This window comes from Mesorhizobium sp. M0217 (assembly GCF_040321955.1).
GTDB lineage: Bacteria > Pseudomonadota > Alphaproteobacteria > Rhizobiales > Rhizobiaceae > Mesorhizobium.
On the sequence record NZ_JAMYSN010000023.1, the window covers coordinates 1 to 16095 of the forward strand.

The 16095-nt window shown below is 59.1% G+C and carries 15 protein-coding genes; 5 read left to right on the top strand and 10 right to left on the bottom strand.

Going from position 1 to position 16095, the window contains the following annotated elements; genetic code table 11:
* Nucleotides 1-144 precede the first annotated feature (144 nt).
* The 4 genes from NKJ18_RS26130 to NKJ18_RS26145 all read right to left on the bottom strand — a co-directional run bounded on the left by NKJ18_RS26130 (nt 145) and on the right by NKJ18_RS26145 (nt 2799).
* Nucleotides 145-591, bottom strand: coding sequence for a Ros/MucR family transcriptional regulator (locus NKJ18_RS26130; protein ID WP_023670270.1), 447 nt, complete (start codon nt 589-591; stop codon nt 145-147).
* A 166-nt stretch (nt 592-757) separates the two neighbouring features.
* Nucleotides 758-991: a hypothetical protein gene (locus NKJ18_RS26135; protein ID WP_023733893.1), complete on the bottom strand. Its 234-nt coding sequence runs from the start codon at nt 989-991 to the stop codon at nt 758-760.
* Nucleotides 984-1940, bottom strand: a complete 957-nt coding sequence (locus NKJ18_RS26140; protein ID WP_245259943.1) for a DMT family transporter — start codon at nt 1938-1940, stop codon at nt 984-986. Before NKJ18_RS26140 ends, NKJ18_RS26135 begins: the two co-directional genes overlap by 8 nt.
* A 25-nt stretch (nt 1941-1965) precedes the next feature.
* Nucleotides 1966-2799 (bottom strand): hypothetical protein, encoded by an 834-nt coding sequence (locus NKJ18_RS26145; protein WP_023684748.1) that lies wholly within the window; start codon nt 2797-2799, stop codon nt 1966-1968.
* A 111-nt stretch (nt 2800-2910) separates the two neighbouring features.
* On the opposite strand from NKJ18_RS26145, the gene NKJ18_RS26150 reads away from it, so the two are divergent.
* Nucleotides 2911-3879: a LysR substrate-binding domain-containing protein gene (locus NKJ18_RS26150; RefSeq protein ID WP_023733891.1), complete on the top strand. Its 969-nt coding sequence runs from the start codon at nt 2911-2913 to the stop codon at nt 3877-3879.
* 237 nt (nt 3880-4116) lie between these two features.
* Here NKJ18_RS26150 and NKJ18_RS26155 read toward each other — a convergent pair whose 3' ends face one another.
* A complete protein-coding gene (locus tag NKJ18_RS26155; RefSeq protein ID WP_023693936.1) occupies nt 4117-4269 on the bottom strand; it encodes a hypothetical protein in 153 nt (50 codons plus the stop codon).
* 136 nt (nt 4270-4405) lie between these two features.
* Here NKJ18_RS26155 and NKJ18_RS26160 point away from each other — a divergent pair, with 136 nt between their 5' ends.
* From NKJ18_RS26160 to NKJ18_RS26170, 3 genes are all read left to right on the top strand, one after another.
* A complete protein-coding gene (locus NKJ18_RS26160) occupies nt 4406-4573 on the top strand; it encodes a hypothetical protein (protein ID WP_023684745.1) in 168 nt (55 codons plus the stop codon).
* A gap of 50 nt (nt 4574-4623) precedes the next feature.
* Entirely contained in the window at nt 4624-6705 is a 2082-nt protein-coding gene (locus NKJ18_RS26165; protein WP_352760412.1) for an ATP-dependent helicase, read from the top strand.
* A gap of 158 nt (nt 6706-6863) precedes the next feature.
* Nucleotides 6864-7166, top strand: a complete 303-nt coding sequence (locus NKJ18_RS26170) for a DUF982 domain-containing protein (RefSeq protein WP_023670262.1) — start codon at nt 6864-6866, stop codon at nt 7164-7166.
* Here NKJ18_RS26170 and NKJ18_RS26175 read toward each other — a convergent pair.
* Nucleotides 7154-7375 (bottom strand): hypothetical protein, encoded by a 222-nt coding sequence (locus tag NKJ18_RS26175; protein ID WP_352760414.1) that lies wholly within the window; start codon nt 7373-7375, stop codon nt 7154-7156. The two genes, NKJ18_RS26170 and NKJ18_RS26175, sit on opposite strands and share 13 nt — an antisense overlap.
* A 120-nt stretch (nt 7376-7495) precedes the next feature.
* Entirely contained in the window at nt 7496-8047 is a 552-nt protein-coding gene (locus NKJ18_RS26180; RefSeq protein WP_352760417.1) for a sterol desaturase family protein, read from the bottom strand.
* 607 nt (nt 8048-8654) lie between these two features.
* Between NKJ18_RS26180 and NKJ18_RS26185 the strand changes: the two genes are divergently transcribed.
* Nucleotides 8655-11687 carry a rhamnosyltransferase WsaF family glycosyltransferase gene (locus tag NKJ18_RS26185; RefSeq protein WP_198020832.1) on the top strand — a complete coding sequence of 1011 codons (3033 nt, stop codon included), beginning with the start codon at nt 8655-8657 and terminating at the stop codon, nt 11685-11687.
* On the opposite strand, the gene NKJ18_RS26190 is transcribed toward NKJ18_RS26185, so the two are convergent.
* The 3 genes from NKJ18_RS26190 to NKJ18_RS26200 all read right to left on the bottom strand — a co-directional run bounded on the left by NKJ18_RS26190 (nt 11674) and on the right by NKJ18_RS26200 (nt 15694).
* A complete protein-coding gene (locus tag NKJ18_RS26190) occupies nt 11674-12492 on the bottom strand; it encodes a class I SAM-dependent methyltransferase (RefSeq protein WP_084013013.1) in 819 nt (272 codons plus the stop codon). The two genes, NKJ18_RS26185 and NKJ18_RS26190, sit on opposite strands and share 14 nt — an antisense overlap.
* A gap of 272 nt (nt 12493-12764) precedes the next feature.
* Nucleotides 12765-14273 carry an alginate O-acetyltransferase AlgX-related protein gene (locus NKJ18_RS26195; RefSeq protein ID WP_023733886.1) on the bottom strand — a complete coding sequence of 503 codons (1509 nt, stop codon included), beginning with the start codon at nt 14271-14273 and terminating at the stop codon, nt 12765-12767.
* Nucleotides 14273-15694, bottom strand: coding sequence for an MBOAT family O-acyltransferase (locus NKJ18_RS26200; RefSeq protein WP_023733885.1), 1422 nt, complete (start codon nt 15692-15694; stop codon nt 14273-14275). The genes NKJ18_RS26195 and NKJ18_RS26200 overlap by 1 nt, the downstream gene beginning before the upstream one ends.
* Between the last annotated feature and the right edge of the window lie 401 nt (nt 15695-16095).

Genomic DNA, 16095 nt, shown 5'->3' on the forward strand with positions numbered 1-16095 from the left:
CAAACCCCTATCGCCGCCCGTCTGGGGGGCTCGTATTTGTTTAAAACACCCCGGCGGGGGGGGGGCAATACGGCATTAAGCGGGCGCGCTTTACGCGCGCCGTCCATTGCAAACAGCAGACTGACTTTTCAGAGGCTGCCTGGTTCAGGCTTTGGGTTTGCGCTTCGTCACCTTGGCCGCGGCGGCCGGAACGGCCGGCTTGCGGCCGAGGCCCGAGGACTTGGCCAGTGCCGAACGGGTCGCGGAGTAGTTCGGCGCCACCATCGGATAGTCCGACGGCAAGCCCCATTTGCCACGATATTCCTCCGGGCTGAGACCATGGTCGGTCATCAGGTGGCGTTTCAGCGACTTGAATTTCTTGCCATCTTCCAGACAGACGATGTGGTCGGGAAACACCGACCGCTTCGGATTGACAGCGGGGTTCAGCGCGGGGCTTTCCACGGCGGCAATGCTGCCCAGCTTGCGCACCGATGCGCTGACGCTGGCGATCAGATCCGGCAGGCCGGACGCAGGGAGAGGATTGTTGCCGACATAGGCCGAGACGATGTCAGCAGTCAGTTCAATAGCGGTCTTGCTGTCGATGGTGTGCAATTCTGTTTCTCCCGCCGGTCATGAAGTTGCCGGCTTTTTTTAAGACTTCTCTTGATGTATCGACCTAGCTGCACCCCCCAACGGGTCGCTAAGTCTCAATAAACGATCAAGAATCGGAACAGGAGGATGTTTCCACAACAGGTTGCAACGTTGCAAATTAGAAAATCTAATACTTGGAAACGGCCGACTTCGCGCCAGCAGATTTCAACTGCACGGACCCGGCAGGTTTGGAGTCGGCCAGTATCTCCAGAATGCGCTTCCAGCGGGCGCACCGGCCGAAATCTTTTTGCTCTATCGCCTTTTCGGCCTTCATGGCGGCGTAGAGCGGCGCCTCGGCGCCGAACTCCTTGAGCAGCCAGAATGCTTCCTGTCTGGCGAGGCGTTCATCGTCGTCAAGCATGTTCAGCCTCCGAGCGTTCTATGCCCACCGCAATACAGCTGCCGATGACGAGGACCGCACCGGCTATCGCGGTCAGCGTCAGCCTTTCGCCCGACAGCGTCAGCAGCAGCGTCGATGCGATCGGCGTCAGATAGGCGATGACCGCAACCTTGCCGCCGCCTTCAAGCTTCAAGGCGCGCGACCAGAAATAATATCCCAGCCCCATCGGGCCGGCGCCGAGATAGAGGCCAAGCAGGAGGTGCTCGCTGGATGGCCAGGCTGCGCCGTCGTGAATACACCATAGCAAGGTCAGGCCGACGCCGACCAATGCCGAAGGCAAAAGCAAACGCTCCGACGGTGTGGCCAGGCGGGCGACCGCAATCGAATAGAAGGCCATGCACAGCGCCGAGCCGAAGGCAGCGAGATAGCCGACGATGCTGCCCTGGAGAAAAGGCTGGCCGCGACCACCCGAGATCACCAGCGCCACGCCGACAAAGCCGAACACGGCAGTCAATCCCAGCAGCACGGGGCGTTGCCGCTTGCCCAGCACGATGACCGCCGCCGCGACCATCAGCGGCCAGGTGTAGGCGACGAGATTGGCCTCGATCACCGGCATGGAGGCAAAGGCGATGTATTGCAGCACCATGGTGCCGACCAGGCCAATAAAGCCGACCGCGACCGGCGCCAGGGTGCCGTCAGCACCCTTGGCAAAGGCTGCGTCTTGCGTGTCCCCCTTCCGGCTCGCCAGATGGATGACGGCGAACACCAGAGCCGCTCCACAAAACTGCAGCAACTGCACGAGCGACACCGGATGGCTGGCCAGCAGGGATTTGCCGACCAGCGCGTTGGTCGACCACAGGGCGACCGCGCCGGCGGCGAAGACCAGGGCCGACGGCGAGCCCGATCCACCCCGGAATCGCCGAGACGGTGCCTTGTCCTTATCGCCGACCATGATGTTACCGACGGCCAAACAGGCGTCCACTTCTATGCTCTGGCTACCATGATTCCCTTGATCCGCCCGGGACCGGCGCATCGGTCGCCGCCGCAACCGGACGCTCTTCCTCGAAGCGGCGATAGGCCGGCAGCTGGTTCGTCCAGACGTCTTCGGCCAGTTCGTTGACCCATTCGCGATCGTGATCATTGTCGGCTGCGAGATAGAACATGCGATTGTCGTCGACGTAGGGCTTGGCCACAGAGCGCTGGTTGAGGACCAGCGTGACGCGTGAGCCGAGCTGGATCGGCGCGGTGCGGTGCAGCACACCGAGAAACTGACCGAGTGTGGCGTAGTTCATCTTGTGGTCGATGCGCATGACCTGGTTGCGCGGAATCTCGCGGCCGGATTCAAGGATGGCGCGGCCGGTCTCGGAATCGTCGCAGTAGATTTCGAGATGGCCGCCGACCAGCGGATTGCTGATCGACAGCGGAATGAGTTCGGTGACCGGGACACCGTCGCAATGCCAATCGACGGCGCCGTCCTTGGGATTCATGAAAGTGACGGTCGAGCCGACGATCGACAGCGGATAGGGCTCGAGCTTGGTGCCCATCATGTCGGACAGACGTTCCAGGCGCAGCTTGTCATGCAGCAGTTCCTTGATCTCCGGGATGAAACGGTCGGCGCCGGTGATGAAGGTCAGATCGAGGTGCTTGTGCACGGCGTGGCTGGCCTTGAGCTTCAACGCCGCCTCTTCGATCGCCGCCAGCAGCGCCGGGTCGTAGCCATGCAGATACTGCGCAACGCCGAAACCCGACACTTTCCAGGCCGTCTCATGACCGATAATGGCTTCTCGGCTCATCGCGTAGCGCAGTTCAGGTATGGTATGGGCGTTCATTCTACTTCTCCAGGATGGGGGCATCACTTGGTAAACTGTCAATTAATTTCCCCACCCCTGTAAAATTAGGAATGCTGGTGCTAGTGTAAGCCCAGCTTAAGGTCGAAACGCGTGCGTCTGCTCAGTCAGGTCAACCTCAATTCGCTGAAGATTGTCGAAAGTGCCGCCCGGCACCGTAACTTCACGCGCGCCGGCGAAGAGCAGTTTATTACTGCTTCCGCCGTCAGCCAGCGCGTCAAAAGCCTCGAGGAACAGCTGCGCTTCAAGATCTTCCAGCGCGGCGGCAATGCGGTGTCGCTGACGCCCGAGGGCGAGACCTATGTGTCGCGCGTTCGCGAGGCGCTGGAGCGCATCGTGGCGGCCAGCATGGAGGCGACCGGACAGTCGCAGGCACATGTGCTGAAGATTTCGGTGCTGCCGACGTTCGCGGCGCGCTGGCTGTTTGCCCGCCTGCCGCTGTTCCAGCGGCAATATCCCGAAATCGAAATGCGGGTCTCGACCTCCTACGCCACCAATGAGTTCGCCACCTCCGAGTTCGACCTCGAGATCCGCTATGGCGACGGCAGCTTTCCCGACCTCAAGGCAGACCTGCTGTTCAAGGAGGATTTGACGCCGGTGTGCAGCAGGAAGCTGTTCCACGAGGTTCTCGGCGACAGGCCGCCGTCAAAGGTGACGCCCGACGACCTCAGGCATTTCACGCTGCTGCATTCCGACACCTGCACGCAGAACTGGCAGTCGTGGCTGGGTTTTGCCGGCGCGAGTTCCGTGCTCGGCGAGACCAAGAGCATCTATTTCGATTCCTGCATGATGTCCTATGAGGCGGCCAATGCCGGCATGGGCTTTGCAGTCGCCAACCGCGCCTATATGGCGAGCGAGATCCGCGCAGATAGGCTGGTGGCGCCGTTTGCCGTGCATCACCCCAACACCGCCGGCTGGTATTTCGTCTGCCCGGTCACCGCGCCCTACACGCGCAAGGTGGAACTGTTCAAGCAGTGGATAATGGCCGAGGCGGCGCTGACGCAGTGCCAGTTGGACGCCGGGATTGCCGGCGGCCCGGTGCTGCGGCAGGCGATGGCCTGAGGTCGGATTCTTTCCGCGGCCTTGCGGGATTTGCGGCCGTTTCAGCTGGTTTTGCGCAGACGGCACGAGCAGAACCGGCACGAAAACTGCCACCTCATGACGCAGGCGAGAGACTCAGCTATCTTCGGTTGTTGCGGCGGACCTGATATCCGCCTGGCCGGCGCTATCAGCTCACCTCCCAAGCGGCGCCGGCCTTCTTCTCCTGAAAGCCATTTCTCGTCTCCCGCCGGAAAACGATCATTGCGCCGGCTGATCGCCGCTGGCCGCCGGCTTTGGCGCCGAATCCGTCTGCGGAGTTTGATCGAGCACCGGGGCTTTGGTTGGCTGGATGTCGCCGTCGCAGGCGGCGAGCGCCAAGCTGGCGGCTAGCAGAATCAGAAGCCTCTTCATGGCGACCTCCTAGGTCTGCCCTCTCCTTCGTAAGGCAACGAGGTGGTTCGGCTTTGGTTGCACGCTCGCAAACGACGCCGCGTCGGCTGGAACCAAACGGCGGCTCTGAGGTTGGTTGCCCAAAGGAGATCGCGCCATGATCCGTCTGCTCATTACCGGCCTTTTCGCTTACGCGACCTATCGCATCGCCAAGGAGATCATCAAGGACGTGCCCGACAATTTCGATCCGTTGCCGGTGCCTGGCGACGAACGCGCCGCCTTGCGGCGCCAGTCGGCGGCAACGGGTGTCGCGCCACGGCGGTAAGGGCGACTTCCGCCCGTTGCGAACAAAGCGGAAACGATGCTTGATAGGCGATGACCATCGCCATCAATGATTCGTCCTTGCAGCCCGCCTATCTGGCGAAGCTCAACGCCGAGCAGCGGCTCGCCGTCGAACATGGCGACGGCCAGATCGCCGGGCCGCTGCTGGTGATCGCCGGCGCCGGCTCCGGCAAGACCAACACGCTCGCCCACAGGGTTGCGCATCTGATCGTCAAGGGGGCTGATCCCAGACGCATTCTGCTTATGACATTCTCGCGCCGCGCCGCCACCGAAATGGCTAGGCGGGTCGAACGCATCGCCGGCGAGGTGCTGGGCCGAGACGCGTCCGTCATCGCCGATGCGCTGGCCTGGGCCGGCACGTTTCACGGCATCGGCGCCAGGCTGCTGCGTGACTATGCGCTGACGATCGGCCTCGACCCCGCCTTTACCATCCATGACCGCGAGGATTCCGCCGACCTGATGAATCTTGCCCGGCATGAGCTTGGATTCTCGAAGACCGAAAGCCGGTTTCCGACCAAGGGCACCTGCCTGGCGATTTATTCGCGCGCAGTAAACGCGCAAGCGCCGCTCGGCGAGGTGCTGGGTTCGGCCTTTCCCTGGTGTGCCGGCTGGACCGAACAACTGAAGGCGCTGTTCGCCCGATATGTCGAAGCCAAGCAGGCGCAGAACGTGCTCGATTACGACGACCTCCTGCTCTACTGGGCGCAGATGGCCGCCGAGCCGGAGATCGCGGCGCATCTCGGCTCGCGTTTCGACTATGTGCTGGTCGACGAATACCAGGACACCAACCGGCTGCAGGCCTCGATCCTTTCGGCGCTGAAGCCGGACGGCGCCGGACTGACGGTGGTGGGCGACGACGCGCAGTCGATCTATTCGTTTCGCGCCGCCGAAGTGCGCAACATCCTCGATTTCCCGCAACAATTCGCGCGAGCCGCCGATGTCATCATGCTGGAGCGCAACTACCGCTCGACCGAGACCATTTTGGCGGCAGCCAATGCGGTCATCTCGGAGGCATCGGAGCGCTTCACCAAGAACCTCTGGTCGCAGCGCAAATCCTCCCAAAGGCCGAAACTGGTCAGCGTGCGCGACGAGGCGGAGCAGGCGAACTATGTCTGCCAGGCCATCCTGGCCGAGCGCGAGGCCGGCACGGTGCTGAAATCGCAGGCGGTGTTGTTTCGCGCCTCGCACCACAGCGGCCCGCTGGAGATCGAATTGACGCGCCGCAACATCCCCTTCGTCAAGTTCGGCGGGCTGAAATTCCTCGACGCCGCCCATGTAAAGGATGTGCTTTCGGTGCTGCGTTTTGCCGAGAACCCGCGCGACCGCGTCGCCGGCTTCCGCGTGCTGCAGCTGCTGCCCGGCATCGGCCCTTCGGCGGCGAGCACCATCGTCGAGACCATGGCGACATCGCTCGACGAGGAAATGGGACTGGCCCGCTACCGGCCGCCGCAACGCGCGGCTGAGGACTGGCCAGCCTTCGTTGCGCTTTATTCCGGCCTGCGCGCCCGGTCGGGGAAATGGCCGGCCGATCTCGAACAGGTCAGGCTGTGGTACGAGCCGCATCTTGAGCGCATCCACGAGGATGCGACGACGCGGCGAGCCGACCTCATGCAGCTCGAGCAGATCGGTTCAGGCTATGCTTCGCGCGAGCGCTTCCTGACCGAGCTGACGCTGGATCCACCGGATGCGACCAGCGACCAGGCCGGGCCACCGCACCGCGACGAGGACTATCTGATCCTGTCGACCATTCATTCGGCCAAGGGCCAGGAATGGAAGAACGTCTTCGTGCTCAACACCGTCGATGGCTGCATCCCGGCCGATCTCGGCGTCGGCACCAAGGAAGACATCGAGGAGGAGCGCCGGCTGCTTTACGTCGCGATGACGCGGGCCAAGGACGGCCTGCATCTGGTGACGCCGCAGCGCTTCTTCACTCACGGCCAGGCAGCGCGCGGCGACCGCCACGTCTATGCCTCGCGAACCCGTTTCATCCCGGCCTCGATCCTCGGCGCCTTCGAGCAGACGTCGTGGGCAAGCGTCCACGCCAAGGACGATCCGCGCCACAGACCTGAAGTCCGCGTCGACCTCGGCGCCCGCATGCGCGGCATGTGGAAATAGCCGCAACCGCGAATGCCGGCAGGGAGCGACCTCAAGAGCAAATCGTCCTGTCATGGCATCTCTCAGGGAACCTCGGGCCGCCAGCCGCGTTTTCTGGCGTCCAACCCGCGATCGGAGGGCGGCGGCCGCCGCCCTTCCGCCCATCCAGAGAGGCCAGAATGCACGACGCGATGTTCTTCACCCCGGTTGCCGTTAGCGTTGGCGCCGGCCACAAACGCATGCTCGCCTCGCTGTTCGAGATGCATGATTTCCTGACCGAATTTCCGCCGTCACGCCGGCGCCTGAGCTATGGCGCGGCCGTGCGGGCGTGCGAGGCAGCGCGCGCCGGCGAAATCTCGACCGAGGCCGCACGCGATGCCCTGATCACCTTTGCAGTCACGGCAGGCATCCTCTGGCCCGCGGTCCAGCCGGCCGTCTCGGTCAAGCCGGTCGCACACGGTTATGGCGGCTACGCCGTCTGAGACGGCCGGGACCGGGCCTGCCCAGCAAAAAGATACTCGGACTTGCCGGCAGACGTCGGCGAGGCCTGTGCCAGCCTTGCCGACGGGGCGGTCTGTTCGGTGTTGCCGACAAAGAGTTGATCGCCGACAAAGGGATAGGCAAGCTGCCGATGATAGAGCGAGGGAACCGGGTCATCGGCGCCGTATTTCTGCGGCATCCTGTCGGGCATGAACAATGTGCCTCCCAGCATGTCGAGCAAAGGGCAGCTGCCCGGCGAAATTCTTGTCCCAGGCTTCGCGCTCATTGGCATGATGCCAGTGATGAAATTGCGGCGACGCCAGCAGCCATTTCAACGGTCCGACCCTGATACGCGTGTCGAATGGATGAACAGCGACTGCCACTGATAGACCAATGTGAAGATCAGTATGGCGGGGGTCGAAAATCGAGCGCGAAGACCGGCAGGAACGACGCCGATTTGGTCAGGATCTGGTCGACAGGATGGACGCGGTGCGCTGCCAGCCAATCCATCCATCTCCTCGATGCTGTGGTGGATTGAATGGAAGCGCCACAGGAACGGGACGGCGTGAAAGGCGCGATGCGACAGGTAGAAGCCGGTATCGGCCAGCACCAGAACCTCCATCGCCTGCAGCCAGACCGGTTGCAACCGCACCGCCTGCGTAAGTCCGGCCGGAACAAGCTGGTGCAGCAGCAGCATGGCTGTGCCGATGACGATGATCAGGGCAATCTTGATGATGATGCCGTTGAACAAGAGGTAGACGACGTCGTTCGGCCAATGCCCGCGCGCCGACGAGTGCTCCGCATGCAGCGGCAACAGCCGCTCCAGCGGAATGAAGATGAGCGCGATGACCAGCACCGCCTTGAGGTTTATGAGATTGGACACCCTGCCCTCGGCCGAAGATCGGCTCGCCGGAGATTAGCGCCAATTGCTGACGGCGGCTGGCCACGGATTGCTTCCATTTGCCGGCACGGGCTGCATGTCTGGCCAAATCAGGTCCCAGGTTTGGCGAACCAGTCCATCCGACAGCGCAGACGCAGGCAGCGGCACTGCGGCGACTGGAGAGTTTGCCGCCATCGGCCCGGATCGCGCCGGCCTTTTGAACAGGTTTCGAGAAGGACGCGTGGCGCCTCGTCCCCCACTCCGCATTCCTACCTCTAGGAAAAACGATATTTTCCGCCAAACAAATTGAATTTCGCGGTTGTTCGTGTTCATTCGCCGAGGATCTACATTGCAAGACATTAACGACAAAATATAACTTTTCACAGTGGAAGCCAATTTATGTGCAAATTTCTGTGATTTGAAAGCTGAGATCGGTATTCTGTTAAAAGTATAAGATAAAACATGAAGACAAGCTTCGAATTCATGTTGTGAAATTGAGCTCTCATGGCTACCCTGCCGTCACAGCACGAGGAGCGGCACGATATTTTTTCTAGATCCTCATGTCATAGACCGGTATAAAAACAATATCGGCGCGCAGATGGGTGGACACTTGGCGAATACACGAGATGTATTATCGCGCACGACAAGTAACCGGTGGAATAGCGCCAATATCGGCGCCCTGTTCGCTGCGGTAAGGCAACTCGGCATCCAGCAGTTTTTTGACTTCCGCAAAGAACCTGTCGCCGACAAAGACAACTCACTACCTGCCAAAATTCCGGTCGCCGGAATCCCTATAACCGGGCAGCCAGATTTAAGAGAAAATACGCCTCGGCATCCCAAGCTTATGTGCGGACTCGACGTTCCGTCGAGCCGCTCGTTTCACGTCGGCAAGGGGCTTGCTTTGTATCTGCAGGGTTGGGCTTTCTGTCCCGGCAATCCGATCAGGCGGCTCTATGTCCTGGACGGAACCAGGCAGCACGAAATCAAGAACCATTCCTGGGCTCGGCCCGATGTCGTGCACTACTTCCATCCCGCACAGGATCCGACCGGCGGCAGCCTGTTTTCCGAATTCATCACGATATTGCCGATCGAGGAGATTGCCGAGCCGGAGAGCCGCGAACTGCGACTGCTCGCGGAGCTTAAATCGGGAGAGATGATCGAGCAGTCGCTTGCTGTCTTCGAGTTCCAGCCTGGGGCCAACCGTCGTCCGGTGAAGGTGAAGTGGCCTGCCAAAGGGGCCAAGGTTGCCATCTGCATGGCGGCTTACAATCCGCCGCTTGAGCTTCTGAAACGGCAAATCGGATCGATTCGGGAGCAAAACCATAGGAACTGGATCTGCATCATCACCGACGACAGTTCCAGCGCAGCCTCCCGCAACGACATTCTGGACCTGATCGAAAACGACAGCCGGTTCGTCTATGTCAAAAACAAGGAACGCAAAGGCTTCTACAACAATTTCGAGGAATGCCTTTCGCTGGTGCCCGTCAACGCCGAGTTCGTCGCACTGGCGGATCAGGACGACTATTGGCATGCCGACAAACTGACGAAGCTCATCCATGCTTTGCCGGAAAGCAAGAAACTTGCATTCAGCGATTGTCGCATCGTGACCGGCCGCGAGGTTATCTCCGACACATATTGGACCGACCGCAAAAACGAATATACGGATTTTCTTTCGCTGTTCCTTGCCAATAGCGTGACCGGCGCCGCGAGCCTTTTTCGCAGCGACATCCTAGACCGTATCCTGCCGTTTCCGCAGCGGCTGATGGACGCCTACCACGACCAATGGATCGCGCTTGCCGCCGAGGTTGCCGGCGGGATTTCCTATATCGAGGAGCCTCTGTACGATTACCATCAGCACGGTGCTAACGTTATCGGGCAGGTTATCAAGCGCTACCGCGGGATCTCCTATTCAATAGGAGCCATCCTGAAAGGCGCAAAAAACAAGCGCGCCCTGCTCGACGCAGGCAGGACCTTGCTGCAGCAAGCACGCGCGGATTTTTCGGGGGCGCTGGAAAAGGCAGTATTCGCCGAAACACTTCGGCTGCGAAACCCTGGAATGTCGAGCACCCTCAAGAAGACGGCCAACCGAATCCCGCGTTTGACGACCGGTATCTTCGAACCGATACGTCTGAAAATTTCAAGAATATTGCGGCGTCATTCGACATTGAACGTCGAGGGCCTGCTGATGAACGCCGCCTTGGGGGCCAGAGCAAGAAATCTCGCCTATCGATTAAGGAAAACCAAATACTTGCGATATGTCCGCAAGATCAAGACAGGGTCCGAAGCTCTACCGATGGCCGTCGCCGCCGGCGGGATACTGAGCATCGAAGATATGGAGAACAACTGGATTTTTCGCAATATCCAGCCGTTGACGTTGCACGTATCGCGCCGCGAGCCAAAGCGCGTCAACATCCTTCTGGCCACGATCGACTTCAAATACATTTTCGGCGGCTATATCGGCATGTTCAGCCTGGCGCTTCGCTTGCGCCGGGAAGGTTTTCTCGTCCGGATCGTGACTATGGAACGTACGGAGTTGGACATGACGCTCGCCCGCGAGCGCATCAAGGGCTATCCAGGCATCGAGCGATTGTTCGACGACATCGAAATCGAGCATCGGCATGACCGCAAAGAGGAATTGTTCGTCAGCCCCGACGATCGCTTCATCGCGACCAATGGCTGGGGGGCTCATGTCGCGCACCGCGCCAGCCGAGAATTGGGACAGGACCGTTTCATGTTCATGGTCCAGGAATATGAACCCTATTTCCTGCCTATGAACACAATCGCCGCGCTTTTCCAGCAGTCTTACCGCTTTCCGCAATTCCAGCTTTTTTCGACGCCCTTGCTGCGCGATTTTTTCAAGCTGAACAGGATCGGCGTCTTCTCGAAGCCCGGCGCGGACAAGAACCACGCCGTATTCCGCAATGCCATTCAGAAATTCAAACCATCGATAAACGACATGCGTGATCGCGAGCGGCGCATTCTTTTCTACGCCCGCCCGGAGGCCCACGCCGCGCGCAATATGTTTGAGCTCGGAATGATGGCGCTTGCAGAGCTAGCTCGTTCTCCTGATTTTGACGCCGACAAGTGGAAATTCTACGGCATGGGCTCGATCGGCGGCGCCAGCAAGATCAGGCTGACGCGCGACGTGGTTCTGGAGATGATGCCCAAGACCGACCTGCAGACGTATACTCAACGTCTGCCGCACCACGATGTCGGCCTCTCGTTGATGCTGACGCCGCATCCCAGCCTGGTGCCGCTCGAGATGGCCTCGGCCGGTATGTGGACCGTGACCAACACGTTCGAAAACAAGACGGCGGAGAGCCTGCGGGATATCTCGACCAATCTGATCCCGGTGGAACCGACACTGGAGGGCGTGGTCGCCGGGCTCAAGGACGCCATCTCGCGCGTCGATCAATACGACAAGCGGCTGCAGGGCTCGCGCTTCAATTGGCCGACAGACTGGGACGACGCGTTCTCGCCAGCAGCGATGAAGAAGATCGTCGACTTCCTGTCTGATCGGCCGACCCTGTCCGTTCCGATCCGCTCGCCTCCGAATGGACTGGACTCAGTTCGCGCTGCGGCGGCCGGTCATCACCGTCCCGCTGCCTTATATCACCGGAGGAAGCCGGTCAGGGAACCCTAACGACCCACTCATCCTGCAAGCCCCACCATTCGGCTGGCTTGAACGATACGATGCGTGCATTCGTGGCATCGTAGATCGCCTTGATGACATATGGTGGCAACACGACGGTGGAGCCATAGATAGACGGATCTAGATCCTTCTGATCAGACCCGTCAAGATAGCCATATTGTTGGCCATTGCTGATGACTTCGGCAAGTTGTGGAACAACGCTTGCAGCATGCGCGCCGTGCGTGGAGAACATCAGGTACCCGCCCGGTTTGAGAGCGGCGCACACCGCAGACAGCCAGCGCTGAAACAAGCCGTCCGGAAGATGCGACCATAGCGAAATGGCGAAGATGAAATCGAACTTTTCGCCAGGTTTCCAGTGTTCGGGAATGCTGGCCGAAGGAATAGCCGCAACACTCAGCACCTCAGTGCAAAAGGACACCGCTTCGGGATGAATGTCGCAGGCAACTAAATTCAGGTCCTTCAAATGTCGCGTCACGCGACCATAGCCGCTTGCAAATTCCAGCGCCCTGGCATCCCTGGGCAAGCCCAATGATGTCATAAGCTCTCGCACCTGTTGCGCATTGGCGGCGCCATTCTCAAAGTAGTGCTTCAGTGCTTCGAATAACTTTATTTCCTCGCCTGTCGACAATCGAGCGACCAGATGGCCGAAAATGTGATCATATTCATGAAGTTCCGGAGTGACCGAGTATCTGTCCGCCCATACTTTGGCGAGGGAGCGCAGAAAATCGTTGGCTTCAAACGCCTTTGACGACCGGACCGGCGGGCTGTTGTGACTCGGTTCCTTCATTGGCAACATCGTTGACTCCTTCCTTTTGCCTTTAATTCACCGAGTGCGGCGGAGGCCTCAAGCAGTTCTTGGACAATTACTGATCCTGATATCTCCACCGGGCCTCACAGAATATATTAGGCTCGCTCCCCAGCATACTGCTGATCTGAATGCCCGCGGTCCTTCTTCCCGTTATCCCCCTGGCTTTCAACATTGACGTTTCTCTCTTTCTGCGTCGTAGCCATCACTTCACCGTCAAGGGTTCCGGCATTGTCGCGAAAATGACCTGCCCAGGAACAGGATCATGGAGTCGCTTCGCTCGAATGCCAACCAAACTGTACATCCCTCATGATCGTTTGCTGCCCTGAATCTCCTGGGTCGATACGAATGGAGCGTCCGGCAAGATAGTTGGGCAGAACCAGCGCAATCGCGTGGTCGCCAGCACCGAGGGGTAGTTGAATCGACCGGCCGGCCACAAAAGCTCCATCCTCGCCTCCGTGTGGTGAAAAAAAGATCTCGAACACATCTGGGCTGTTCAGCGTAAGCTGCAGGCGAACACAGGGGGTTGTGCGGCTGCTATCCGAGACGGGCACGGTGGCTATCATTTGTGGATCAGGGGCGGTCGCAAGAAAACCACTCGCGCCAACAACCATAGCTTGAAGCTTCGGCTCACCGGTGGCAGGGGCAAAATCTCTGCATTCCCTAGCAGCCAACTCGTCGCGCGCGACCAGAGCCTGACCCAGCGTGCTGGACCACGAAAGAGGGCCGATCAACACCGAATCGACGACCGCTCGCTCGACGCGGCTGACGATCAGCCGCTGGCTGGCGAGCACCGCGTTCGTGATCCCCTGTGGATCGGAAAGGTCCATAAAGTATTCGACGGCGTGTCGGAATGGCTGCGTCAAGCCTATGACTTTATTGTAGAACGAATCATGCAAGATTACGGTGGAGACCGCTTGGTCGACCTGCTTGAACGAAGAAAGCGCCTCTATTTCCGCCGGGGTGTCTATCTCACTTTCGGGTTCGCCGTTACCTACCAGCAGCATACGCGTCTCGAGATCTGTCGGATTCTGAGCCATTTTCCCGGCTAGTACTGGCGGCCGCACCCCGTTGCCATCGGGGAAGATCGCTACGAGCAATTGGCGAAAGGCGATGGCCGCACCAAAGTAGCTCCAGTGGGTGTCTGTCTTGCGATACAGATCGGTGCCGTTTGAACGTCCTTTTGCCTCCTGCAGTGCGCTTAAGTGATCAACAATCCGAGGTGCTTTGGCTCTGATCGTCGATCGCAGAAGGTCGGCACTCTGCTGTTTGCAGGCCCAGTATTTTTCAAAGTGGGGGTCGAGAAATTCTGGATATACTGTCGACTTATCAGGCGCTATCGTAAAATACATCTCAATGCCGGAAGCACCGGCGACGTCAATCATGGCATCCATACGTGAGACAGCCAATTCCACGTTATACCGTTCCTGACATTTCCCCTCGAACCAGTCGCCTTTCCAGTATATCCAGCCGTCTCTTCCAGTAGCGATGTTGTTGTGGTCGTATTGGCGAACGACTTTGAGTAATACGGCATTTCGAATGGAAATGGCGGACCGCTTTAACCAGGAACGCTCCAGAAGGGCGGAAGCCAGCTGATCGAAAGCGCCGCTTGAACTTGCCCGCAGAGATTCCGGCGCAGGAAAAGCGGTAAAGTCCTTCTGACCATAAGGTTCAACGGCGCCGCGAACAGCCAGCACCAACAGCGGCGACGCGATGATGACCACGAAGGCCGCGGTGACTATTGCGCTGCATATTTTTCTGGCTGTTTTCATCAGAATTGGAAATACAGGAACGGAGTGTAGCCACCGCTCAGCGCCAACACCTGACATACCATCAGGGCAACAACCGTGTAGCAGGCGCCAGTGACATACAGCCTATCGCCTCTGGTCTCGCTTGTCAGCAACTGGCCGAACGAAAGCCGGCCGGGCAAAACGTAAATTGCTGCACCTACCACAAGGGCGATCAAGCTGGTCGTGGCTATTGGCGCAGCCGCATCGAGGCTGAATGCACCAGCGGCGCCGGGCGAAGCCATCGCCTTCCACAAAGACATTGCCTGTTCAAGCGACGTCGAGCGGAACAGCGGCCAGCTCAGCGTCACGACCGGCAGGAAATAGGCATATCGCAGCCACCCCTTCTCCAGCACTTTCGGCCAGGTGCCGGTGGCCACGCGCTCGACCAGGATGAAAAGCCCGTGGAACATACCCCAGCAGAAAAACGTCCAGGAGGCGCCATGCCAGAGGCCGGTTACCGCGAAGACGATCAACAGGTTTCGATAGGTCGCGATCCTGCCATGCCGGCTTCCCCCCAGCGGGATGTAGAGATAGTCGCGAAACCAGCTTGAAAGCGAGATGTGCCAGCGTCGCCAGAATTCGGTGATCGAACGGCTGGCGTAGGGTCTCTCAAAATTTTCCGCAAAGCGGATGCCGAACATGCGGGCAAGCCCGATGGCCATGTCGGAATAGCCGGAGAAGTCGAAATACAACTGGATGCCGTAGGTCGCGGCCGCCAGCCATGCCGTGGCAAAACCTATGGTGTCGTGGGGTGCGGCGAAAATGGCATCGGGGATCGGCGCAATACCATCGGCTATGATCACCTTTTTCATGAGGCCGTGAGCGAAGCGGGTGGCCCCAGTGGAGAAGTTCTCGAGAGATATTCTCGGCGCTCGAAAATCATCCACGACGTCGCGGAACCGCACGATCGGGCCGGCAATCAGGTGCGGAAAAAATGTGAAGTACGTACTGAAGAGCACGACACTGCGCTCTGCCGGAATGTCGCGGCGGTAGACGTCGATCAGGTAAGACAATGCCTGAAAGGTAAAGAAGGATATGCCGATGGGGAGGACTATGCCGGCGAATGTCGCCGACAGATTGCTGCCGGAGGCGAGGTCAACGTTCACCGCTATGAAATCGAGATATTTGAAGAACACGAGAATGCCGACCAGCAGGACGATTGCCGCCCCGACAACTACATTTCTCAATCGCGCGCTTTTGCAAAGGTCGATAGCGAGCGCGCCGAAATAGGCGATGACTACATCCGCGATGAGTATGATTACATACGACCCTGACGACCAATAGTAGAATGCCAAGCTCAGAACGAGCAGGCTTGGCCGAAAGGCAGAGGGCTTGGCAAAAAGAGCTATGGCAAGTGCGATAGGCAGGAAGAAGAAAAGAAAATTACTTGCCGAAAATACCATCCTGCCTCCAACCACGCCCACGCTCGGTGACCACCTCAGCTCTAAGAGCCAAGTTTGCCACCCAAGACCTCACCATCTATATCGAATATAGCGCGCAAGGATCGGCCAAAATACAAAAACATGTCCCAACGGCGAAAATATCGACAAAATGTATGAGCATTCGGCAATTCTCTCTGAATCGTCCCTGCTCAGATAGTAGACGCCTCGCCTGATCTGTAAATGCTTATCTCTATGCACAGGTTGTTGATAACGCGCCCAAGCCGCTAGAGCGTTTCATCGTTTAGGGAAACGGCGAGACACTCTATCTCTTGTTCTGACGCAATTCCGAAGGAAAGCGCTAAGCGCTTTCCTGGGAACACACACTTTTCTTGGAATTGCTCTAAGGCGCTACGCCGAGCTGT

Coding starts and splice junctions, on each gene's coding strand:
- NKJ18_RS26200 (WP_023733885.1), bottom strand. CDS start 15,694: ATGGTATTTTCGGCAAGTAATTTTCTTTTCTTCTTCCTGCCTATCGCA.
- NKJ18_RS26190 (WP_084013013.1), bottom strand. CDS start 12,492: ATGTTGCCAATGAAGGAACCGAGTCACAACAGCCCGCCGGTCCGGTCG.
- NKJ18_RS26135 (WP_023733893.1), bottom strand. CDS start 991: ATGCTTGACGACGATGAACGCCTCGCCAGACAGGAAGCATTCTGGCTG.
- NKJ18_RS26195 (WP_023733886.1), bottom strand. CDS start 14,273: ATGAAAACAGCCAGAAAAATATGCAGCGCAATAGTCACCGCGGCCTTC.
- NKJ18_RS26165 (WP_352760412.1), top strand. CDS start 4,624: ATGACCATCGCCATCAATGATTCGTCCTTGCAGCCCGCCTATCTGGCG.
- NKJ18_RS26145 (WP_023684748.1), bottom strand. CDS start 2,799: ATGAACGCCCATACCATACCTGAACTGCGCTACGCGATGAGCCGAGAA.
- NKJ18_RS26160 (WP_023684745.1), top strand. CDS start 4,406: ATGATCCGTCTGCTCATTACCGGCCTTTTCGCTTACGCGACCTATCGC.
- NKJ18_RS26175 (WP_352760414.1), bottom strand. CDS start 7,375: ATGCCCGACAGGATGCCGCAGAAATACGGCGCCGATGACCCGGTTCCC.
- NKJ18_RS26170 (WP_023670262.1), top strand. CDS start 6,864: ATGCACGACGCGATGTTCTTCACCCCGGTTGCCGTTAGCGTTGGCGCC.
- NKJ18_RS26155 (WP_023693936.1), bottom strand. CDS start 4,269: ATGAAGAGGCTTCTGATTCTGCTAGCCGCCAGCTTGGCGCTCGCCGCC.